Consider the following 23,286-nt stretch of genomic DNA (forward strand, 5'->3'; position numbering starts at 1 on the left):
GGCGTGCGTTTCACGGGGGGAAGCGCCCGGGGTCCGAACGGGAGCCGCTGGCTCCGAGGCCGGCCGAAACTGGTGGACGAGCCCGCGTCGGTGGCGGGCGCCGACCTGGTTCGAGCCGGCTACCCCTTCTACGCGGGCCGGATGACGCTCGAGCGGGAGATCCAGATCACTCGGAACCCGTCCCCTCAGGCGGTCCTGGAACTGCCGGCGTTCCAGGCGATCACGGCCACGGTGGCCGTCAATGGCCAGGAGGCGGGCACCGTCTGGAAACCGCCGCACGTCGTTCCCGTCGACGGGCTGCTGGTCCGGGGGCGGAATCACGTGGCCATCACACTGACGACGAGCCTCCGGAACGCCCTGGGTCCGCACCATCATGCGCGGGGTGAACTGCACGACGTTCAGCCGACGTCCTTCGTGGGGACGAAGGGATGGTACGGGCGGTTCACGGGCCCGGTGAATGCGTACCGGGAGGCATACAATGTCGTGGATTTCGGTCTTGGCGGGAACGTGATCCTGCGCGCCTGATGGGGTGGCGGAAGTTCCTTACAAGGCCGCGCCGGCCGCGTTTTTTGGGTTCAAGATGGGCTTGCGGAAACGCCGATTCCACGAAGAATAGAGGGTGCAGCGAGAGGGCGAGGCACGCCGGGATGCACGAGAGGTCCGGGCGGGAACGGGGATGCCTGCCGAAGCATTGATCCCCCACATATTCTTGTTCTTGACAGCCGCATGGGGGGCGGTAGAATGTTTTCATGGGGCATGCGGGGAAAGAACCCGGTCGACCTTTCGGCCCTTGGGGCGGGTACCGCCAGGGCCGGATCATAAGACAAAGGAGCCCAGAGGTGAGCGGACGACAACAGGATCCCCGCCGGGGGGTAAGTCGGGGCATCAGAGCCACCGGACTGGTCGGGACGGTCTGGATCCTTGCGGGGGCGGTTCTCCTCAGCACGGGCTGCGCGCAGAACGAAATCGGCCGCTACAACTGGTGGCCGACCGTTGTGAACAATCCCTTGCGGGTGCGGAACCCGATCGTCAAGTCCGAGAACTACTGGGTCCAGCGTGACGTTGAGCCGGAAGAGGAGTTTCCCGGACCTATGCCGGAAGACCTGAAACAGCCTCAGGCGGACTACATTCTGGGCGCGGAGGACTTGGTTGACGTGACCGTGTTTGAATTGCTTGCGCCCGGCCAGCCATACACGACGCGGCAGCGGATCAGCCAGACCGGCAAGATCACGCTTCCCTACCTCGGGACGATCCAATGCAGTGGGCTGACGGCGCGCGGGCTGGAAGAGAAATTGGCGGACATGCTGGATCCGGACTTCCTGGTCGATCCGCAGGTGACGGTCTTCGTCCAGGAGTACCGGAACCTGGAGATTTCGCTGTTGAACGGCGTGCCGCGTCCAGGCCGGTATCCGCTGGTGGGGCAGGACATGACGCTGTTGGAACTGCTGGCCCAGGCGGGGGGCGTGCTCGAGTTGGTGGAGAACTACGGGTTCGTCATCCGCCAGTACACGCCGGAGGAAGCGGACATTCTGATGCTTCAGGCGGGCACGCCGCCCGAGGAAGAGGCCGCTGAGGTCGGCGCCCCGCCGCGGCGGGCGGTACCGGCGGCTGAGAAAGCGGGTGCGCCTGCCGCGCCGCCCGCACCGGCTACTCCAAAGGCTGCGCCTGCTGCTCCGGAGGCTGCGCCTGCTGCTCCGGAGGCTGCGCCTGCCGCTCCGGAGGCTGCGCCTGCCGCTCCAAAGGCTGCGCCTGCCGCTCCGGAGGCTGCGCCTGCCGCTCCGGAGGCTGCGCCTGCTGCTCCGGAGGCTGCGCCTGCCGCTCCAAAGGCTGCGCCTAAGACCGGGGCCGAACCCGCCGCCGAGGCGGCGCCTGCGGCACCGGAGGTCGGGGAGGCCCGCGCGGTCCTCCAGAAGATGGCCGAGGGCGAGATGCCGGAAGTGAAACGGATCGAAGAGGCGGAGGCGAAGAACGCCGCGCCCGCGCCGCCCGCGCCGGCGGTAGAAAAGGCAGCGCCCGAACCTGCCGCCGTCCCGAGAGGCGACGAGGCCCTGGCAGCAGATGAGAAGAAACTTGGTCACTGGGTGTGGTCGGACGGGAAGTGGGTGGAGATCAAGACGGAGCAGGCGGCGCCCGTGGTTCCGGAAGCCCCGGCGGGGGTGGAACCGACGGCCGTGGCTAAGGCTAAGGCCGAGGAGAAAGCGCCAGCGGCGGAGCGTGCGGCGCCGTCGGCCCTGGCGGCCGAGCGATTGGAGGCGAAACTTCGCCGCCTGGGCGTGGTCCAGGGTTCCGGGCAACTCAAGCGCATCATCCGCTTCGACGTTCAGGCGCTGCAAGGGGGCGACCCGACGCAGAACCTGGTGCTGCGCGACGGAGACATCATCACGATTCCTTCGCCGCCGATCGGCGATTTTTACATGACGGGCTACGTGTCGCGTCCGGGCGTGTACAGCCTGACGGGCCGCAAGATCACGCTGCTGCAGGCGATCGCGGCGGCGGGGGGTCTGACGGCCATCGCCGTCCCGTGGCGGACGGAAGTGGTGCGCCGCGTGACGGAGGAGGAAGAAGAAATCATTTATGTGGACCTCTCGAAAGTTGCCCGCGGCGAGGTGCCGGACTTCTACGTCAAGCCGGAGGACATCATCCGCGTCGGGACGGACTGGGGGGCCATCCACAACGCCGTTATCCGAAACGCCTTCCGGGCGACGTACGGCGCCGGAGCTGTGTACGACATGAACTTTGCCGACTTCTACCCGTGGGCCGGCGACATCAGCCCGATCTTTTGAGACGCCCTTCTAGTCCGGGGTCGTATCGGTTGGCGTGGGCGGGCCGGGCGTTCACACACACCGGATACCGGAAAGGAACCCGGTTGGCTGAGGCACGCGTAGCCAGGATGGTTTTGACGGAGGGCGGCGAACCGCTCTTTCCCGCTCGGAGGTGGGACTGGAATCGCGTGCTGACGCCGCGGGCCGTCCTGCTCATGCTCCCGGTGGCGGCGCTGGTTATCTGGGCTTACTGGCACCCGCTGGCTCGCTGGGAGGCGACGTGGCGACACCAGAGCGGCGCGTGGGGCCATGGATACCTGATTCCCGTCATTGCCATCCTCATCGCCCACTACCGACTTCAGGAGCGGGCGCCCCAGCGCATGGAGCGGTGCGTCTGGGGCCTGGTGCTCATCGTTCTGGGTGTGGCGGTGCGCATCGCGTCGTTCACGTTGATGCACGGATACCCCGGCGAAATAACGTTCGTGCTGGTGGTGGCGGGGGTCCTTCTGTGGCTGCTGGGGTGGGAGATGTTCCGTGCGTTGTGGGTGTCGGTGGCGTTCCTCTTGCTGATGATCCCCTGGAGCCAGAAGTATTACGAGGACGTGGCGTTGCCGCTTCAGCGTCTGTCGGCCATGGCGACGGAGATGATGCTGAGGTTCTTGCGCGTGACGGTGCAGCGAACGGACAACGTGCTGTACCTGGAGAGCATGCCGGACGGTCTGACGGTGGCAGGTCCGTGCAGCGGGCTGCACCTCTTGTTTGCGTTTGTGGCGTTGGGGGTGATGATGGCGTTCATTTATCGGCGACCGGTGTGGGAGCGGCTGCTGATTGTGGCCTCGTCGGTTCCGATAGCGGTGTTCTGCAACTTTGTGCGCGTGACGCTGATGGCGTTGGCGAGCGACTGGCTGTTCTTCGCCCGGCGGGCGCTGGAGGTGCGCGAGGCAACGTGGGCGGCGTGGTTTTCCTTTAGGCCGGCCCAACTCGACGCCGCCAGAAATTCGATGTTGGATCCGGTGACGTTCACGCACCAGTCGTTCGGCTTTGCGATGCTGGGTCTGGCGTTCCTCTTGATGTGGGCGGAACTGAGATTCACGGACCTGGTGTTCGTGTCGGACGACGAGGAAGCGGGGAATCCGGGTTCGGCAGGGTCGCAAGGGCAGTCCGGCGCGGCCACGGGCTCGCCGTAGTGGGGAATGGGTGTTTCATGCAGGCAGCGGGAGCGATAAAGGGAAAGGGCTGGGCGCTGGCGGCGAGCGGCATGGTGGCGGCGGCGCTCGTGCTGGTGACGTGCATCGCGTTCTCGGACGCCAGGGCCGTGACCCGGGCCGAGTCGGAGGCCGTCACCCTGGCCAAAGCCGGCAGCGGCTCGCCCGATGCGGACCGGAAGTCCGTAGCCAACGAGGCGCGCCGCCGGGCCGCGATGCTCCGCAGGCAGTTGAACTTTGGGTACGGTGCGGTCTTGGCGGCGGTGGTGGGCATGGTGGCCCTCGTGGGCGGGACCCTGTCGGAGAAGCACCGGGCGTGGTGCTGGGGCGCGGGCGCCTTGCCGATCCTGTACCTGGTGCTGTACGCGGTGCCGGGCGCGATGTCGGGGGCCCCCTGGCCGGTTGTCGGACTCGTGGTGTCGCTGGTGTCGGCGGGGGCGTATGTGGGGGTGGTGAGGCAGTTGGGTCATCGGGCGCAGTATGCGACGTCGCTGGGTGCATTGGCGACGATTGCGCTGTTCTTTCAGGTCTGGGAGCCGCCGCCGCCGAAGCCGGTGCCTCTCGTCAAGTCGCTCGTGGAGCATTTTCCCCGGACGTTGGCGGGCTGGCGTGGCATGCATGGGGTGCTGGATAAGGCGGTCGAGGAACAGTTGGGGGCGGACGAGTACCTGAATCTTCAGTTGAGGTCGCCCGAAGGGGATCGCGACGGCGGGGTGTTCATCACGTACAACGCCAACGCCATGTCGAACGTCCCCCACGTGCCGTGGGTCTGCATGACCCAGGCGGGGTTCATCAAAAAACGTCAGGACACGCGCGACATTGTGATTTCCGGCATGAAAGGCAAGGAGATCCCGGTCAACGTCCTTTACTTTGAGCCGAAGCCGGGTGTCAACCGGCCGCCGGCGCTTATGCTTCAGTATTTCAACGTCGGGGGGCGATATACGACGAGCCGGGAGTTGGCGCGGTTCCTGGGTACGACGGGAAGCCTGGGACAGCAGGGCAGTTACCTCTCCCAAACCCAGGTGACGGTTTGGCTGAAGCCGGACGAGACGAAAGACCCGATGGCGAAGGACAGTGCGGTGTATCGGCAGGCACTGATGCTGTTGAATGAGATTGTTCCGCGCCTGGAAAAGGAGTATTATCCCGATCTGGGCGGAGCACAAGGAGGCTGAGTAGCAATGGCGAGGCGGCTGAACAAGCGCGTGGTGGCGCGTCTGGCTTTCTTTATCGGGATTCCGGTGCTTCTCCTGGTCGTCGTCGGCCTGTCCGTGGTGTTCACCGGGGGGTCGATTTTCGGCTGGGACCCCCGCCCGTACGTTCAGCGGGCCCAGGAATACGCCGACAAGGAGATGTGGCCCCAGGCGTGGATCAGCATCAAGACGGCCCTGCGATATGGGGCCAATAAAGATCCGGACGCTCAGTACCTGTACGGCCGCATTGCGTTGCATCAGAATCCCCCGGCGGTGCCTGTGGCGCGCAGGGCTTTTCAGAACGCGCTCGTGCTGAAACCGGACTTCTTCGACGCCCAGCGCGATCTGGCCGAACTGCACATTGGTTTCCGGCTTTGGCAGGAGGCTAAGAGGGACACTGATCGGCTCATCGAAATGAACCCGTCCTTCGGAAAGGGCTACCTGTGGGCCGCGCTGACGGACCTGGGGCTGGCTCAAAACGAGCCGATCTACTCGAAGCGGGTGCCTTTCTACGAGGCGGCGGCGGAGCGCCTCCGCACCGGCATCGAAAAGGTCCCCGACATGCTGGACCTCTACCGGCTCCTGGCGGGAACGTACAAGGAATTGGACCAGGCGGACAAGATGGATGAAGTGCTCGACCTGGCGATCGCGAACAACCCCGGTGTTCCGGAGTCCTACGTCCTGAAGGCAGGCCGGTTGAACGAACTCGGCCGACCGGACGAGGCGTCCAAGGTGCTTCAGGAAGGCCTGAAACAGGTTGGCGACAATTCGATGCTGCTCATGGCGCTTGGCGAGGTCGCCATCCGCCGCCCGGATCCCGAGGCCGCCAAGGATTTCTACGCCAGGGCGATCCAGATTGACCCGAAGGCGGAGGCGGCCTATCTGCGTCTGTGCGGTCTGCATCGGATGGAGGGCGATTCGCCGGGGGCTCTGGCGGTGGTTCAGCAGGGACTCGAGGCCGTGCCGGAGTCGACCGCGTTGAAGGCCGAGGAGGCCGACATCTATCTGGAATCGCGCGACCTGAAAAAGGCCCAGGCGTTGATCGACGAGATCGGCAAAGTACTGCCGGACGCCGCCGAGGTGGATTTCCTTCGCGGGAAGCGGGCCCTGCTGGATCTTCGGACGCGCCAGGCGATCGCCTATCTGGAACAGGCACGGAGCAAGAAGCCGACGCCGCAGACGCTGCTGCTTCTCGGCCGGGCCTATCTGCTGGCCGGCGAAGTCGGCGCCGCGAAACGCGAACTGGAATCCCTGGTGACCTCGCATCCGGAGTATGCCGCCGCTCGCCGGTCGTTGGCGGAGGTCCAGTTGCGATTGCGTGAGTACGATGACGCGGCCCGCAACGCCACCGCAGTTCTCCAGGCGAGTCCGAACGACATGGGGATGCGCCTGCTGATTGCGGAAGCCCGGCTCGCGCAGGTCAAGCCAACCGCAGCGCTGAAGGAAGCCCAGACGGCGGTGGAACAATCCAAGGACGATCCTCGCCCGCTCTTCCTGGCGGCCCGCATCTACCGGAGCATGAACCGCAATATCGAGGCCGAGGCGGCGCTGCGCCGCGCGCTCAACGTGGGGGAAAACAAAGAGCAGGCCTATCGGGAACTCATCACCTTCTACCGCGAAACGGGCCAGGCGGAGAAGTCCAAGCAAATCCTGGAGGAGGTTCGCAAGGTCCTGCCGAACAGCCCGGTGGGGCTGGCGGCGGAGAACCCGGAGCAACTGGAAAAGGAACTGAAAGCGCGGATCGAACAGGGCGGGTCGCGCGTCAAGGACATGACCCTCCTGGGTCGCTTGTACCTGACGACCGATCAGGCCGACAAAGGATTCGAAACCCTTCAGAAAGTCCTGGACGAGGCGGAAAGCGGCTCGCCGGACTGGCGCGAGGCCTGGCAACTGTTGTTCATGCAGTATCTGGAAATGAACAAGTACGACAAGGCCGCGGACCTGACGAGGCGACTGAAGGAAGCGGATCCCCAGGCGACGGAACTGCTCTTTGCGGATCCTTTGATGGCGCTGAGCCAGAATCGCCTGGACGAGGCCGTCGAGCAACTCACCCAGGTCGTCAAGGAGCATGGGACATTTTCGTCGGCCTATTACCTGTTGGGTCAGGTTTTGGCGGCCGGGCGACGATGGGAGGAGGCGACGGCCCAGTTGCAGCGGGCTTTGGTCCTTCGCCCGGACCTGGTGCCGGCCCGTATCCTCTTGGGTCGACTGTATCTGCGGCAGGGGAATTACCAGGCGGTCTTGATCGAGGCGGGCGAGGCGCTGAAGTTTGTGCCCGGGTACGTGCCGGCCCTGGAACTTCAGGCGCTCGCGAACGCCGGCCAGAACCTGTGGGACGTCGCCGCCAAGGCCCGCGAGGAAATCGCCCGTATCGTGCCGAACGATGTCGGCAACCTGGTCGAGTTGGCGGCCCTGTACCTGCAGCGAGGCGATTCGAAAGAGGCCGAGAGAGTTTTCAGCCAGGCTTATGCGATTGCACCGGAGGATGCGCGGGTGGTGCTGCGGTTCGCCGAGTTCTACGCCCGGTCGGACCGGCTTCCGAAAGGCCGCGAACTCGTTGACAAATATGTCAACGCCCATGCCAAGGAGTCGGGGGCGTATGTTCTGCGAGGGGAGTTTCTCGCGACGGCGGCGGGTCTGGATGCGGCCAAGGCGGATTACGAGAAGGCGGCCGAACTCGGCCCGGAGTATGCGGACCCCCTGGTCCTGCTGGGCGACCAGTATGCTAACCAGGGGCGGTGGAACGAAGCCGCCGAAGTGTACATCCGGGGCGCCAAGCGTAAGAACAACAGCGCGCTGGCCAAGAAACGTCTGGCCGACGTGTACATGCTGCAAATGAAATTGGATGAGGCGGGGGCGGTCATCGAGGAGGTCTTGAAGGCCGACCCGCAGGACTCGCAGGCGATGGTTGTGGCCGGCCGCATCGCCAGCCGACGCCCGGACGTCGAGAAAGCCAAGGCGCTGATGGAGAAGGCCTTGAGCGTGACGCCGGACTACGGCGAGGCGAAGTTCTGGTTGGCCGAACTGTATCGCGCCTTGGATCCGCAGAAATCCCTGGACCTGCTGCGCGAAATCGACCCGTCGGACGGATCGTTCGAGAAGGCGATGCTTCTGCGCTCGTCGATCAACTCGCAGCGGGGTCAGTTCGCGGAGGCGGCGGTCGATCTGCGGCATCTGATAGACTTCCGTCCGGGCAGCGTGGCCGGCCACCGCGCGCTGGCCGACTTGTACATGAACACCAATGAGCCACGCCAGGCCTCCATGATTCTCGAGCGGATCAGCCGGCAAACCAAGGACCCGGCCCTGCTGGTGGACCTCGGAAATGCGCTGTTGATGCAGAAACGCTACGACGAGGCGCTCAAACGGTATGAAGAAGCCCGGGCGCAGCGGCCGGAGTCCCCGGATGCCTTGATCGGCGAAGCCCGGAGTCTGATGGCGCTCAACCGCAAGCCGGAGGCCTTGGAGCGGGTTCGTCACATGCTGGATCAGTTTCCGCACGAGACGTGGCCCCGTCTGGCGTTGGCGGCCCTTTACGAGGGGACGGGTGAACTGGACAAGGCGGTCGAATCGCTCCGGAAGGGGCTGCTGGATCGCCCGGACTGGGAGCAGGGATACATCCGGTTGGCGATGATTCTGGGACGGGTGGTCCAGGAGGCGCAGGGCCCCGAACGCGAGCAGCGGATGGCGGAAGCGCGCCAGGTGTTGCTCGAAGGCCTGACCAAAGTGCCCAATAGCCTGGACATCCGGACCTCGTTGGCGGGAATGGAAACGGCGGCCGGAAACTACGAGGCCGCCAAGCGCGTTTTGGATCCTGTCGCGGCAAAATTCGAGCAGCAATACAGCCTGGCGCCGGAGGCTCTGGATAAACTCAGGCCTTTTGTTTCGGCGATTCACCTGTATACTCTGATCCTGTACTACTTGGGCCAAGTTGACGATGCTGTCAGGTGGGGAACGCGGTTGTGGAACCTGGATCCCCTGCACGCAGCCAATGCCAACAACCTGGCCTGGATCCTGGCGACGGAGCGGAAGGATTATCAACGGGCGAACGAACTGGTCCGGCGAAGTATGCAGCTCGTTCCGAATAACCCGCAGGTGCTGGACACGGCGGGGTGGGTGGCGTTCTTACAGGACGACTACGAACGGGCAACGACCTACTTGCTGGAGAGTATCAACCGCCAGGACAACCCCGAAGCCCGGTACCATCTGGGCAGGGTCTATGAGCAGCGCCAACGCCCGGAAGAGGCGCTTCAGGAGTACGCGAAGGCCCTTAAACTGGGTCTTAGACAGAAGGACAAACAGGACGCCGAGAAACGGATCGAGCAGTTGCGCAAACGACCGCCAGCCTAATACTGGCGGGTTGCCGTGTCGGGGCGGCCTCCGTGGGCCCGCCCGAAGACGCTACTCGTTGCGAGGAGCCATGAGATGAGCCAAATGTCACAGCAGCCGACTACGGGCCAACCCATAATGGGCGCCATGAGCGCCCACGACGTCCTGCGGATTTTTCGCAAGCGTCTCTGGCTGATTCTGGCCTGTTTCGTCGTTCTGGGTCTCGGGGGCACAGGCGCGATCATCACGTGGCGCTACGTGGCCCCGCTTTACACGGCGACAGGCATTATTACGGTCGAGCCGGGCGAGGGCGGCCGCGGCGGCGAGATCGCCCCCGTGTATTCCGAGCAGGTGCCCTTCCAACTTTACACGCAATACGTCATGCGCCAGGTGATGGCCATCCGAAGCGATCGCGTCCTCGCCGCCGCTCTGGAGAACCTCGGGCCCAACCAAACCATGTTCCGGGGCCCTGATGCAGCCTATCGGCTGGCTGAGAAACTCGTCGTCCAATCTCTTCCGGAATCGGAGAACATTGCCGTCAGCCTCAGCGGCACGGACGCGACTCAGGTGAGGGATATCGTGCGTGAGGTGACGAAGCAGTATATCGCCAACGTGGGGGACCAGCGGAAAGCCATTGATGCGGTCCGGCAGGGCGACTTGCGGCTCGAGCGAGACGATCTGGGGCGGGATCGGGATCGCGTCGCCAACGAATTGGCCGAGTTGCGCCGCCAAGCCGACTCCGTCGTCCTCGACGAGCGGAACAGCGAGGAAATGGTGCGACTGACGACGCTTGCCCGCCAATTGGTCGACATCCAGTTCGAGTTGGCCAGCGCACGGGGTGCCTGGCTTCAGTTCCAGGAATTGCAGAAGGAGGCTGAGGATAAGAAGGATCTGAAACCCGTCCTCCTCGCCTTCCCCGAGATGATGCAAGGGTTGCGGCAGGACCCTCGAGTCCTCGCCCTGAACCAGCAAGTGGCCCGCTTGTCCCAGGAAGTGGAGGGGCTTAAAGGCCGCTTCGGCGAGCGTCACGAGGCTGTCCGGCGAAACCTGATAGTGTTTCAAGCGGCGCAGAATGACCTCGAGGCCCAGCAGAACGCCGTCCTGGTCGAACTGGTTCAGCAGCAGGCGGCGGTGCTGCAACAAAACTACAACCGGGCCCGCGAGTCGGAAGCCGAACTGCTCGACAAGGTGGCGGAGGCCCGGTCGGCGGCCATTCGGCTCAGCCAGCGCGCCGCGGAATATCGCCAGCGCGAGGACGAGTTCCGCCGCCTTCAGGACTTGCTTCAGACGGTCTCGGACGGGCTGTATCGGATGCGCATTGCCGCCGCGCTGGCCCAGCCGAACATCCAGATCGCCCAGTTTCCGAGCATTCCCTTCGAACCCACGGAACCGAGGACGATTCTTTATTCCGCGGCGGCCATCGTCTTCAGCCTCATAATCGGCGTCGGTCTGAGTTTCGCGCTGGAACTGATGGATACGCGAATCCGGACACCCGCCGAGGTGGCTCGCCAGGTCGGCGTGCCCCTTCTGGGATCCGTTCCCGACCTGGCCGAAGACGATCGGTTGTCGCTCGATACGAACGTGGCGCTGGTCAGTTACCGATCGCCCGAGTCGCTCCTGGCCGAAGCCTTCCGGCAATTGCGCACCAATTTGCTCTTCACCTCGGACCAGCCGATCAAGAGCGTGCTTATTACCAGTCCGAATCCGGGTGACGGCAAGTCGACGGTAGCGGCGAACATAGCCATCGCGATGGCGCGCAGCGGCAACAAGGTGCTTCTCGTCGAAGCGAACTTCCGTCGGCCGGCGCTGGCGCGGCTCTTCGACGTGCCCGACGCCCTCGGCTTGTCGAACGTCCTGGTGGGCATGAACTCCGCCTCGGAAACGATTCAGGCCACCGCGGTGGAGAACCTCGACCTCCTCGTCGGCGGCGCCACGCCGCCCAGCCCGGCTGACCTCCTGGGTTCCCCGGCCATGCGACGCTTCCTGGACGAACAGAAAAAGAATTACGATCGCGTGATCGTGGATGGAGCGCCTATCCTCGTGGTGGCGGACAGCCACTTGCTGGCCGAGATCGTTGACGGCGTCATCCTGGTTCTGCGGGCCAACGAGAATACGCGCGGCATGGCGCAGCGCGGAACGCGCATGATCTTGAGTCTGAAGGCCAAACTGCTCGGTGCGATTCTTAACGGCGTTCGGGCGACCAAGGGAGGCTACTTCCGCGAGGCCTACCAGGCCTACTACGATTACGCGGGATCCGGTTCGTCGGCCACGAGCGCCCGACCGAGCGCGACGCCGCCGCCGGAACAATAAGGCCACCGGTGAGCGAGCGGCAGGCCCGAGAGCGGTGGGCCGTTCGATGGCGGGGCCTCGTCCTTGCCTTTGCTTGAGACTCGGATGGAATCGCCCACGCTGCCGACGCGGACCGCACGGTCGCCGCTTGCCCGAGGGATTCACGTCATCCTCGAATTCGCCTGGCTTCTCGGCCTGGTTCTGCTGCCGACCGTCTTCGGCACGCTCCATCGCTACGGCAGTTTCGACCTTCTGCTCGTCGTCTGTCTCCTGCTGGCCCTGTGGGTGGTGTCCTCGCTGGTGGGTGTGTTGCTCGGGTACGTTCGATCGATTGCGAACCTGTTCGTGTGGGGGATTCTTGGGTTCGTTCTGTGGCAGGCGATACCCCTTCCCGAGGTGGGTGTCGTCGGCCAGAGCCCGGCGGCCCTCGGACCGGTCCGGGAGGTCCTCGTCAACGCCGGCTACGACCGGACGGTACGCCTCCACCCCCTCTTGCCCGTGGCGCACTACAGTTTGGAGCCGGCGGCCACGGTCGGTGTCCTGCTGCTCCTGGTGGGCGCGGCGGGCTTGTACTGGTTGATGAGTTCGGCGGTGGTCGGTCGCAAGCCGTTGCGCCGCGCCACGTCGGCGGCCATGATCGGTCTGGCGCTTCTGAGCCTCTGGGTGCTTACGTCCGGTCTGAGGTCGGCCCCCCCTTCGTTTGAAGGCGTTGCGCAGGCCGTTTCGGTGATACCGAATGTGGGTGGCGACGGTCTGGTGCCGGCGCTTCTGGCGGCGCTGCCGTTGGGTGCGGCTCTTGTGTTGCGCCTGTTGGGATGGATGCCTCATCGACCGGTCCGCCGGCGCCAGAGCCGCCTGGGGTGGCTCGGCCGTCGCGCCGCCGTGCGGAGCGGCATCGCGTTGGCCGCCACCAGTCTTGCGGCCGTGGCGCTCGGGACGTGCAACGTCCCGCGGACGCTGGCGCTGGCCTGCGCGTTGGCATCGCTCGGGTTTGTGCTCGTCGGCTATCTGTCGGTCGTGCGGCGCGAGGACCGCCGCCGCGCGGCCAGGCTGTCGGCAGCGCTCGCGGCCTGGCTGGCGGCGATGATCGGGCTGGGCTGGTGCCTCGCGGGCGAGCGGCCGAGCGCTTCGAACCCCGCCGACCGCATTGCATCCCTCATGGCCTCCGTGCCCCAGCGAGTCTTCCTGGGAACGGGGGCAGGCGCCCTTTCGCCGACGGCGACGTTCGGCGCCCCCGGGCGGCCTGTCGTCCCCGGCGCGGATCACGACGCGGACGGTTTCCAGGTTCTGGGAGCCGAGATCGGCGTCGTCGGACTGGTGCTGGTTCTGGCCGGTGTGGCGGCGTTTGCGATCGACAGGCTCCGCGCGTGGCGGCGGGCTCGAAGCCCGTGGACCTGGCTCGCCCCGCTGGTGGGGCTGGGCGCGGTGACGGCCAATCTGGTGTACTTCGAATCCGACGCGACGGCTTTGCTGGCGCCGAACCTGCTCGCCTTGGCCGGCGTCCTGGGATTGACCGTCGCCTGGGGCGCGCACGGGGCCGACTGGCGCCCCCAGCGACTGCGCCAACTTGCTCCCGCCCACTGGCCGTTTGTCATCGGCGCCGTCGGCCTGACCGCCATTCTGGGTCTGGCCGAACAGAACATGCTCTCGCCCACCGGGCCTCAAATCAGCGACAAAATCATGCACTTCGGGACGTTTGCCGTCATCAGCCTCCTCCTGTGCTACGCCCTGGGACCTCAGCCGACGACGCACTATCTGAAGACTCGTATCCTTCTGGCGGTAGTCGGCACCGCCTTGCTGGGAGCGGCCGTTGAGTGCGGCCAACTCCTTTTGGCCGGCAGCCGCTCTTTCGAGTGGCTTGACATCGCGGCCAATGTCTGCGGCGCGGGGCTGATGGGTCTGATGTGGTGGGTTTTCCGGTTCAGCCAGTCTCGCGAACGCCTCTTGGTCTAAGCGGCTTTAGATAAGCGATGTGCGCGAGGGCAAGCCCTCGCGCTAGGGGGCATTGGGGCATCGGCGCAATGTCGAAAGGGTAACGCGGGGCCTTGGCCTCGCGCGAGGTCGTTCGAGCCGCGACCGGAAGGTCGCGCGGTCACTTGTCGGACGCGACTTGCGTTCTGCTTCAACGTGTCACGCTGCCATGGCCGGCATCGTTGAAAAGCAAGGACTTACGTCAGCCCATTGAACGGTATTGAGGCTAATCTGCCGCCACATCCACGACGCAGCGGAAGCCGAGCATCGGGGAGCGGTCTTTCGATGGGGCGATGAGCAGGTACTTCGCGTGCTGGTCCAACCGCGTATTCTGCGGAAAGTACCACCTCGATCCGCTGGGCCGGTAGTAACTGCCGCCGCGAAGAACCGCCGCACGAGTGTGCTCGTCCACATACTCGTCGGTCCACTGCCAAACATTGCCCACGAGGTCCATCACGCCCCACGGGCTGGCGCCCCTGGGGTATGCATCGACGTCGGTCGGCGGACGTAACTCGCGACCGGATTCCTGTTTGGGCAGCGCGGTCGGGTCAGGGTCCTTGCCCCAAGGATAGAGCCGGCCGTCGCTGCCCTGCGCCGCGTACTGCCATTCCCATTCGTGCGGCAGTCGCTTGCCGGCCCAGGCGGCGTAAACTCGGGCGTCGTCCAGCGAGACCCAGGTGACCGGTTTGCGGTCCCAACCCTGAGGATAGGCTCCGCCCTGCCAGTTCCTCAGGAAGTTGTGTTCATCCTTGGGCTTGTAGCCCGAGGTGTCGAGAAACCGCTTGAACTGGGCGTTGGTGACCGGGTATTTGTCGATGTAGAACGCTTGAATGTCCATCTCCTTATCGTGATGGCGCCGCGGCCAATCCTCCCAAGGGTACTGAAAGTCAACGCCCGGACCGTCGCCCTCGCCCTCTAAAATCACGCCGGAAACTTTGAAGCGATACTTGCCGCCGCGGACCAGGACCATGCCTTCGGGGGCCTCCTTGGCCGGCGCGGTCTGCGGCATAGCGACGATTTTCTGTGGCAGACACTTCCATTGGGCCGACAGGTCCGCCAAGCGGGTCTTCGCCCGCTCGCGCATGCGTGGCAACAGCGAACGGACCTTTTCGGGCAAAGCGTTATCCTCGACGGCCAGGATCGCCCCATAGCCGCGTCCCTCGATCTCAAGGCTGAGCGTAGCCACGGCACCCTCGGCCGGCGGCAACTCGACGCCGTGCCACAAGTCATAAAAATGCGTACCGGCAGTTGCGGGCACCTTAAGTTGCTGGCCCGTCGAATCGTTGCCACTCCGGTTGACCAGGAGCCATAGCGTTTGCCCGCGCCCGGGGAAGCGACTGGCATAGACTCCGGCGGCGGCCTGGATCGTGGGGAAGTGGGGCTGCCACTCCGCGCTGGTCAGCAACTCGGGCACGCCCCGTTCGATCATGGCGATTCGTCGAATGGCCTCCGCGTCCCGCGGTGTGGGCTCGTTCCAGATGCCCCACACGTTTTCCCAGGTCTCGTAGCCCACGCCGTTGAAGAAAGCCGACTGCAGGCCGTCGGTACGGTCCTTGGCCCAACGCTCGCAGACGTTGACCATATGCCGCGGCTCGATCCATTTGTACTTGCTCACCACCGGGATAGGCTGGTACTTCCAATAGCCCCAACTCATGTTGTTCCAGGCGACCATGCCGTCATCGCTTAGTTGGCATTCGGGTTCGAGGACCAGCGGATGACCGCAATCGTCGGAGGCCTTGCGGAACTCGCGGCCCATGCCGCGCATCGTATCGCCGTTGATTCCGTCGGCGCCGATGGCCTGCATGTCGCGCGCGGCCGCGATGCACAACGGCACGCCCTCCGGCCGTGTTCCCACGTCCCAGGGCATGACCGGGAAGAGCACGCGAACGTCCCGGCGGTGGAAATCGGCGACCATTTGCCGCAGACCCGACAGGCCGCCGGGCATGTCGTGCAACAGGTCATGCTGATTGCGGTTGTCGATGCCAATGTTCGGATAGACAGGCCAGAGGAGCACCGAATCGATGCCGCCGTAGCGGGTTTCCAGGTCGTCCAGATAGCGATCTACCGTGTACTTACCGGCCACGGGGTCGTAAAGATGCCGCTCTTCGACCATAACCTGGGGCTGGATGAAACTGCGTTGAGCCCAGGCCAGTTCGGGCCGGCCGTACTGGGAATCGTCATAGCGGATCTCTTCCCGGCGCTTCTGCCGCCACTCCTGCATGGCGCGCAGCCACGCCGCGTTGTCCTCACCGGCGGCTGGCCCGTGGATGACTTCGTCCGGCGTTGTCAGTTGGACACCCTGCCCCCTTGCGATCGCGGGGAGCAAACACAACAGGCCGATGCCGATTCGCTGCAGGTTTGAAATCATCCAGCGGGGCGACCAGGGTGCGCGGGGTGGATGTCCTCGGTTTCCTGATGGCCCAGGCCTGCTTGCCGCCATCGGGCGCAACCTTCCACTGAATATGCCGGCGTCGAACGCCGGGCCGTCGAGTTCCAGGGCCACGAGGGTATCGATCTCCTGCCGCTCGGCCGGCGGGACGGAAATCTCGACGCCGACGTCCGTCTGTTTGACTGAGGCCGTGCCGCCCGTCAGGACCTTGCTCGAAACGATCTTCTTCGTGAGGGCCGGCAGGGCGATCTTATCGCCTCGCCCAGTCGAATCGCCCGTGGCGACCGGCCACTGGAGAATGTGAACGTAAACGGTGTTGCCTTGGCAAGTGGCGGCGCCCCAGGGTCCCGGTCGCCACGGACCGCCGCGCGTGCTGTAGATGCTTTCGCCGTACTGGCGCAGCCAGTCGCCCATTTCTTTGAGGCGTACGACCTGGCGCGGCTCGATCTCGCCGGTCGGCATCGGGCCGACGTTCAGCAGCAGGTTCCCGTCGCCGCCCGCGCACCGCACCAGGATGTCGATGCACTTTTTGAGGGACTTGATGGTGTCGTTGGGCTTCCACGCCCACTGGGTCCCCAGGGTCATGCAGGTTTCCCACGGCCGCTGATTGTCGAAGCCGCCGATGCGCTGTTCGGGCGTATAGTAATCGGCGTTCGGCCCGATGCTTTCCGGCAGCCCCTGGTGGAAATCGCGTGTCGTATCCAGGCGGTTGTTGATCACGAGGTTTGGTTGAAGCCGCTGCACCAGCGGATAGGTGTTCGCCTGATCCCAGGGCACAGGCTGGCCGTCACAATCGAACCAGAGGATGTCGATCTTGCCGTAATTGCTCAACAGTTCCGTCAGTTCGCCCTGCATCCGTTTGACGAACTCGGCGTTATGCGCCGTCCGGCAGTCGGGGTCGCGCCAGTCCATGGGCGAGAAGTACCAGCCGATCTTCATGTCGGCCTCGTGCGCCGCCGCCGCCAGTTCGCCGCAGACGTCGCGCTTGAACGGCGTCTGGGAGATGTTGTAGTCCGAGACCTTGGAGGGCCACAGCAGGAAACCGTCGCAGTGCTTGGCCGTCAGGACCATGTATTTCATGCCGGCGGCCCTGGCGATGGCGACCCATTCGTCGCCGCTGAACTTGACGGGGTTGAACTCCTTGTAGAGGTTGTCGTACACCTCGACGGGAATCGGTCCCTTGTTGGGACACTTGGGATTCGAATTGGCGCGAGACCAACTGATCTCGGTCCCCTTCAGGCTCACCGGCCCCCAGTGGATGAACATGCCGAACCGCGCCTCGCGCCACCATTGCATGCGCTCCTCGCGCGAGGGCGGAGGGGGGGCCGCCTTGGAAGCGTCCGCGGCCGGCTCGGCGCCGCAGGCCAGGCCGCAACCGAATAACACGAAAACCAGGAAACCGAAGAATCTCTGCATAACCGCTCCTTTCAAGGCTTTTTGTAACCGCTTAATGCCATCCGGCAATGGAAAGTTTCAGCGAAATTAAACTCCCGGCGGGCGTCCACGGGAAATTCCGCGGAGGATGTTTCAAATCCCTCTCCCCTGGTGGGAGAGGGATAGGGTGAGGGGGAAGGAAACGACGAATAATGAATAGCGAACAAGGAACCGCAAAACGCCGAAGGGAAAGGCCAAACGACCGGCCGTCGTCGGCCGTGCGGTCGTTCCTTCGCCCTTCTGCGGTTCGGTGTTCCTTGTTCATCATTCGTTGTTTCTCCACCCTTACCCCTCCCCTCTCCCATCAAGCGGAACGTCCCGCCGGGGGGAGAGGGGGGTTATGAAAACAGTTTCTTAGTCGGTTTTCCGTCGCTTCGTCGGCCGTTTCGACCTCGCCCCATGCCCGGGCCGCTTGCGTTTTCGGCCCCGAAGCGCGCGTGCCCCTTGCTTGCCGAAGAGCGCTTGGCGCCGCAGCAGATGGTGATAGTGCTGGGCGAACCGGTGGGCCTCGTCGCGCACCGCCTGGAGGATCTTGAGCGCGGGGTTGGTTCGGGGGAGGCGCAGCGGCTGGCGTTCGGCCTTCTCGAGGACGAACACCTCCTCCTCGCGCTTGGCCAGGGATACCAGCAGGGGCCGCTTCGCGCCCGTTCGGCGAATGGCATCGTCGGCGGCGTGCAACTGCCCCGGCCCCCCGTCCACGAGCACGACGTCCGGAAGGACCGACAGTTCCTCCACGAGGCGGCTGAAGCGCCGGAACACCACCTCGCCGATCATCGCGAAATCGTCCTGGCCCGCGACCGTCTTGATGCGGAATCGCCGGTAGCCCGCCTTGAACGGCCGGCCGTCGATGAACGGGACGATGGCGCCGACGGCTTCGCGCTCGCCCAGGTTGGCGATGTCCACGCCCTCGATGCTGCGGAGCGGGGCGGCGGACCCGAGGAGGCGCCCGAGTTCCGCCATGCCTTCCGCCGGGTCGAACGTCGGCGCGAAGACCTCCGGCTGGAGGTGCTCCTCGACCCGTCCGCGTTCGGCCAGCGCCTCGATGGCGCGGAGTTGATCGCGGACGGCGGCCGCCTCCTCGAACCGCAGGCGCTTGGCCAGGTCCTTCATCTCGCGCGCGAGGCTGCGCACCACCTGGGTCCGCTTGCCCTCGAGGAATCGCCTCAGGTGCTGGATGCCCCGCCGGTACGCGTCCCGGTCGATGTGGCCCGCGCACGGGGCCGTGCACCGCTTGATGGAATACAGAATGCACGGGCGGTTGAACCGCAGGCGCGGATCATCCGCCCGAATGTCCAGGCGGCACGTCCGGAAACGGAAAATCTTCTGGAGTTCGCCGATGGCGGCCCGCAGGCCCGCCGCGCTCGTGAACGGCCCGTAGAGTTTGGTCCCTTTCGGCTGGGGCGCACGCGTGAAGGTCACGCCCGGAAAATCCTCGCGCACCGTAATCTCCAGGTACGGAAACGTCTTGTCGTCCGTCAGGCGGGTGTTGTAGCGCGGGTGGATGTCCTTGATGAGCCGTGCTTCCTCGAGGAGCGCGTCAATCTCGCTCTCGGCCGCAAGGACCTCGATGTCGGCCACCTCGGCGACCATCTGCTCCTTCTTGGCGCCGAGGTCCGCCGACGGTTGGAAGTATTGGAGGACCCGGCTCCTCAGGTCGGCGGCTTTGCCGACGTAGATGACCCGCCCCCGGTCGTCCTTCATTAGATACACCCCTGGCGCCTTGGGGAACGTTCGGACCTTCTCAACCAGCGCCTCGCGGTCCATCGGGCTTTCTCCGGGGCCGGCCGCCCACCTAACGCTACTTTGTCAACTCCGCCCCTCGACAGGTAAGCGGAGGCGCGGTGGCCATTCTTGGCCACCGCGCGGCGGGCAAGAATGCCCGCCGCGCTATCCCCTCTCTCGGGGGCGCGAAGTTGACAAAGTAGCACTAAGCATAGGGCGCCGGCGGGCGGAGTTCAACATTCGGGGTTTCCTGATGCCGAGGGCTAAGAGGCTGTTTCAATTCCCTCTCCCCTGGTGGGAGAGGGCTAGGGTGAGGGGGCATGGAAGGTTTTTCACCCTCACCCCTGCCCCCTCTCCCATCAAGGGCGAGGGGGGTCATGAACCCCCAAAGAAAACGGGCCGGAGGCGGAAACCTCCGGCCCGTTGAGGCGGTCAGAGTCGCTTGGCTAGGCCTTGCTCTTCCGCCGGCGCAGGAGCGCACCCATGCCGCCGAGGGCCAACAGCGACAGCGTGGCGGGCTCGGGGCAGTTGTAAATGCCTGTGTCGAGCACCATATCCGGCGTAGACCCGGTGCAGTCAAACGTGAATTTCACGAAGTCCACGTCCGTGAAGTCAATACCGGTAAAGTCCTCGTACAGAACCCGCACCTCCATTCCATCTCCGCCGCCAAAATGACCACACCCGAGCAGGGTCCCCAGGACGGTGCCGACGACGTCAACTGTCACGGAGTCGGTCGCCTCATCCGACGTGCCCTTTCCGCTGGTGACGGTGACTGTCATGGGGACGGCGTCGGGGATGTTCTTGTGGTTGACAATGACCACAAACACCTCCCTGGACTCCTCCAGCAAGTCGGCGTTGAGTTGTCCGCCGGTGCCGGAATACTCCAGGCTCCACGTAGCGTGCCCGCCGTGGGCCTGGTAATCTATCAGATGACACGGGTGCTGGAGCGTAGGGGAGCCGTCCGCCACGGTCAGAGTAGAATACCTCTGCCCGCCCAGGATGTCGTACGGCAGCGGGCCGGTGTCAAGGTCCGTCTTGGACCCGGATGCGGTTAACGTCCAATCCGGACCGGACTGTAAATTGTCGATCAGAATCCGGGATTCCAAGTCTGCGCAAACCGTCACCGGAAATGCCAACATCCCGAGGATCGTCACCAAAACCGAGGCACGCATAACAGTTCCTTGCAAGCGTCCGTTCCTTGTCGTATCTGATCTCATGTCTGCTTCTCCCTATTGTTGTTGCGTCCGAAGACTTTTCGACTCTCGCTTGCCAAAGTATAACACGGATTTGCGGAAAGTCAAGAAAAAAATCGCATTTATCTTAAAGCGTTAAGAAGAAACCATAAGAAGACTCTTGCACCACGGCTCGGAAGAGGCGTAAGTTCTTTCCGAAAAGAGACTTAGGGGATTTTGCGGGGGGAACGTTTGGGTTTATGGTCGGGACCCTGCTGGACGCCCTGTGGACGTTGGGTCGGAAGTAACTGGGCACCTTGAAGATACCCGCCCGGGTGCCAGGCCTCAGATCCGGATGCCCCAATAGATGCCGACGTAGAGGCTGAGGAGGGCGATGGCGATGCCGCCCATCACGTCGAAGAAGCGTCGCCCGAATTCGAAGCGGGCCCAGGTGAAATAGACGACCAGCGCCGCCAGCGTCGTCAGGCCGAGCGCCCAGTCGCCCACCTCGCGCGGCTGGCGCCAGACGTCGCTGGCAAACGTCGGTGAGAGCGCCAGCGCGGCCGCGAATCCTGTGCCGAGAAGGGCCAGAATGACCGAACAGGCGCGCGCGGGCCCGGCCAATTGAAAAATCTCCCCCCGGATCGCCCGCAGCCGATTGCCCACCCCCAGCCAGGCGAGCGCGCTGAACGTCACCACGGCCGCGTTCATGTTGATGCGGTGCGGGTCCCATGCCGTCGGATGGACTTTGTTGTGCCAGACGGCGAGGATCGCGAGCGTCACCATGACGACCGCCGGGTACAACATCTCTCCGCGAAGCCACACGAACGACCACGCCAGGAAGACGGCGGCCATGATCATGAGCATGATGAGCGAGGCCGTCAGATGGAGGCGGAAGTTGGTCAGGATGGCGCCGATAAAGCAGGAGAACACGGCCAGCGTGAAAATGGTGGTGGAGGCGCGCCGCTCCTCGCGATAGAGGTGCGACACGCGCGCGAGGAGGGCCATGAACTTCGCCTCGTACAGGTACACGATCAGGTGCGCCGCGCCGTAGCCTCCCACCGCGTAGATCAAGTAGGCGTACAGATCCTGCGTGTGGCTGAAGAGACCGAGGTAGGCGGTGGCCAGGATGCCGAAGCAGTAGAAGAGGAATGTCCGTGCCGTGTGGCGGACGAGCCACATCGAGAGCAGGAACGCCAACAGAACCGCCAGCCAACCGATGAGTCCCCACAGGGGCCCCAGCACGATGGCGGTCGGGCTCGCGCCGTCGATGAGGCGCTCCGCGTAGGCGCGGACCTGCTGGACGCTAAGGTATCCGGCCAGGACGAGGGTAGTCGCCATACCGAAGACGGTGAACGGTTCGCTCTGGCGGCGAGCGGTACGGTCGGAAGTGAGGTGGCGGAGGCTTTCGCGCAACACGAGAGCCACGACGAGCCAGCCGACCGCCATCGCCGCCGCTATCTGGATGAACCGCTGGTGCCGCTCCGCCTCGGGTCCCGGCGCGCCGGGATTCCCGAGGGCCGCCACGCCCGCCGTCGCCAGGCCTGCGACAAGGTAGTTCACCCAGGCGGGAGCCCGGTGGGCGTGCGCGAGCGCCAGAACCGCGCTGGCAATCAGCAGGGCGGCGCCGATGTATTGCGGTTGGGTTTCGAGCGGCTCGATCAAGACGCCGGCCGCGACGATCGCCAGAGCGGCAAAATAGAGCGCGCGGGCGAACCGCGCCGGGCCGGGGCGGTTGCGGTTCAGGGCCAGCAGCCCGGACAGAACGGCGGCTCCGAACGCCATGGCGCACAGGACCGAGGGATACCGGCCCCAGTATCCGGAGGTCCGGTCGCCGCCGAGAACCGCAAATGTGCCGATCGCCGCCAGGCCTGCTCCGACCGATGAAAAACCGAACAGGTCCGGCTGATTCAGGCCCACGGAGGAAATCAGCAGAACCGCCCACCACGCGCCGAGCGCCCACACCGTGTGCCAGGTCGCGCCCGACCACACCGCGACGAAACCCGCCGACGTCGCCGCCAGGCTCGACACGACCAGCGGAACGATCAGCAGGCCCTGCCGGTACCATTTCACGTTGAATTCCTGGCGGCGTTTGAAACCGAGAATCGCGGCCGCCAGGACCATCGCCAGGGAGACGCCCGAGGCGGCCGAGGTGGTCCAGACGACCATGTCGATTTCCGTTCGCGAGGCGAAGTACTGCCTGGCGCCGAGAACGGCGGCGACGGCCACGCCCAGGATGGCCAGGTACACGAGCAACTCGGCGCGGAACCGCCAGACCGTGGTAATGACGATCGCCGCCAGCGACATCTGAATCGGAAGGATCGCCACCGGCTCGTAGGCCGCCCGCAGAAACGCCGCCCCCATCAGCGTGGCGGCGGCCAGCAAGGCGCTCGAGCGGCGCCACTGACGTTCGCCCGGCTCGAACGTGATGAGGGCTGCGGCGTAAAGCACGACGCCGGCGCCGGCCAGCACCGCCGTCGCCAGCGTGCTTGCCGCCAGATAGCGGCCAAACGTGAGTTGGCCCGCCTGGAACCAGTAGGCGAGACACACGGCGGTCCAGGCGCCGGCGATGGCGGCCAGGAACCGCAGCAGAAGCGCCAGCCGACCGTGGACCTGGGATTTCGCCAGAAACCAAAGTAGAAGGCCTGCCGCCGTCCCTCCCGCCGCACCAGCGGCCGGCGCGGCAGAGACCAGCAGGCTCGCAAGAGGAATGGGCATCAGGGTGATTCCCCAGGGCGCCAAACGTCCCGCCGGCATGATAGAACCGTGGCGGGGAGGCTGTCTAGCGAAAACGTCGCCGCAGGGGGGGCGGGTGTGGCCGCATTT

General features: G+C 64.9%; 11 protein-coding genes. 7 read left to right on the top strand and 4 right to left on the bottom strand.

Going from position 1 to position 23,286, the window contains the following annotated elements; translation table 11 throughout:
* The 7 genes from NTX40_05835 to NTX40_05865 all read left to right on the top strand — a co-directional run.
* Nucleotides 1-525, top strand: a 525-nt coding sequence (locus NTX40_05835) for a hypothetical protein (protein ID MCX5648603.1), incomplete at its 5' end; no start/stop codon positions are given.
* Between the two features lie 314 nt (nucleotides 526-839).
* Nucleotides 840-2,783, top strand: coding sequence for a polysaccharide biosynthesis/export family protein (locus NTX40_05840; GenBank protein MCX5648604.1), 1,944 nt, complete (start codon nucleotides 840-842; stop codon nucleotides 2,781-2,783).
* Between the two features lie 83 nt (nucleotides 2,784-2,866).
* On the top strand, nucleotides 2,867-3,949 hold the full coding sequence (locus NTX40_05845) for an exosortase/archaeosortase family protein (GenBank protein ID MCX5648605.1): 1,083 nt from the start codon (nucleotides 2,867-2,869) through the stop codon (nucleotides 3,947-3,949).
* Between the two features lie 17 nt (nucleotides 3,950-3,966).
* Nucleotides 3,967-5,139, top strand: coding sequence for an exosortase-associated EpsI family protein (locus tag NTX40_05850; GenBank protein ID MCX5648606.1), 1,173 nt, complete (start codon nucleotides 3,967-3,969; stop codon nucleotides 5,137-5,139).
* A gap of 6 nt (nucleotides 5,140-5,145) precedes the next feature.
* Complete coding sequence (locus tag NTX40_05855; protein ID MCX5648607.1) at nucleotides 5,146-9,504, top strand: tetratricopeptide repeat protein; 4,359 nt, start codon at nucleotides 5,146-5,148, stop codon at nucleotides 9,502-9,504.
* A gap of 75 nt (nucleotides 9,505-9,579) precedes the next feature.
* A complete protein-coding gene (locus NTX40_05860; protein MCX5648608.1) occupies nucleotides 9,580-11,793 on the top strand; it encodes a polysaccharide biosynthesis tyrosine autokinase in 2,214 nt (737 codons plus the stop codon).
* 84 nt (nucleotides 11,794-11,877) lie between these two features.
* The gene (locus NTX40_05865; protein MCX5648609.1) at nucleotides 11,878-13,725 is read left to right on the top strand and encodes a hypothetical protein; all 1,848 of its coding nucleotides are present in this window, start codon (nucleotides 11,878-11,880) and stop codon (nucleotides 13,723-13,725) included.
* A gap of 244 nt (nucleotides 13,726-13,969) precedes the next feature.
* On the opposite strand, the gene NTX40_05870 is transcribed toward NTX40_05865, so the two are convergent.
* The 4 genes from NTX40_05870 to NTX40_05885 all read right to left on the bottom strand — a co-directional run bounded on the left by NTX40_05870 (nucleotide 13,970) and on the right by NTX40_05885 (nucleotide 23,178).
* Nucleotides 13,970-17,548 carry an alpha-L-fucosidase gene (locus NTX40_05870; protein ID MCX5648610.1) on the bottom strand — a complete coding sequence of 1,193 codons (3,579 nt, stop codon included), beginning with the start codon at nucleotides 17,546-17,548 and terminating at the stop codon, nucleotides 13,970-13,972.
* 372 nt (nucleotides 17,549-17,920) lie between these two features.
* The gene (locus NTX40_05875; protein MCX5648611.1) at nucleotides 17,921-19,330 is read right to left on the bottom strand and encodes an excinuclease ABC subunit UvrC; all 1,410 of its coding nucleotides are present in this window, start codon (nucleotides 19,328-19,330) and stop codon (nucleotides 17,921-17,923) included.
* Between the two features lie 404 nt (nucleotides 19,331-19,734).
* Nucleotides 19,735-20,475: a PEP-CTERM sorting domain-containing protein gene (locus tag NTX40_05880; GenBank protein ID MCX5648612.1), complete on the bottom strand. Its 741-nt coding sequence runs from the start codon at nucleotides 20,473-20,475 to the stop codon at nucleotides 19,735-19,737.
* A 330-nt stretch (nucleotides 20,476-20,805) separates the two neighbouring features.
* Nucleotides 20,806-23,178, bottom strand: a complete 2,373-nt coding sequence (locus NTX40_05885; GenBank protein ID MCX5648613.1) for a hypothetical protein — start codon at nucleotides 23,176-23,178, stop codon at nucleotides 20,806-20,808.
* Between the last annotated feature and the right edge of the window lie 108 nt (nucleotides 23,179-23,286).

It is taken from the genome of Planctomycetota bacterium (genome assembly GCA_026387035.1).
Taxonomy (GTDB): Bacteria; Planctomycetota; Phycisphaerae; order FEN-1346; family FEN-1346; genus JAPLMM01.

Excerpts from the sequence above, each read along its gene's own strand:
- NTX40_05850 (MCX5648606.1), top strand. The coding sequence starts at position 3,967 with ATGCAGGCAGCGGGAGCGATAAAGGGAAAGGGCTGGGCGCTGGCGGCG.
- NTX40_05855 (MCX5648607.1), top strand. The coding sequence starts at position 5,146 with ATGGCGAGGCGGCTGAACAAGCGCGTGGTGGCGCGTCTGGCTTTCTTT.
- NTX40_05860 (MCX5648608.1), top strand. The coding sequence starts at position 9,580 with ATGAGCCAAATGTCACAGCAGCCGACTACGGGCCAACCCATAATGGGC.
- NTX40_05865 (MCX5648609.1), top strand. The coding sequence starts at position 11,878 with ATGGAATCGCCCACGCTGCCGACGCGGACCGCACGGTCGCCGCTTGCC.
- NTX40_05870 (MCX5648610.1), bottom strand. The coding sequence starts at position 17,548 with ATGCAGAGATTCTTCGGTTTCCTGGTTTTCGTGTTATTCGGTTGCGGC.
- NTX40_05875 (MCX5648611.1), bottom strand. The coding sequence starts at position 19,330 with ATGGACCGCGAGGCGCTGGTTGAGAAGGTCCGAACGTTCCCCAAGGCG.
- NTX40_05885 (MCX5648613.1), bottom strand. The coding sequence starts at position 23,178 with ATGCCCATTCCTCTTGCGAGCCTGCTGGTCTCTGCCGCGCCGGCCGCT.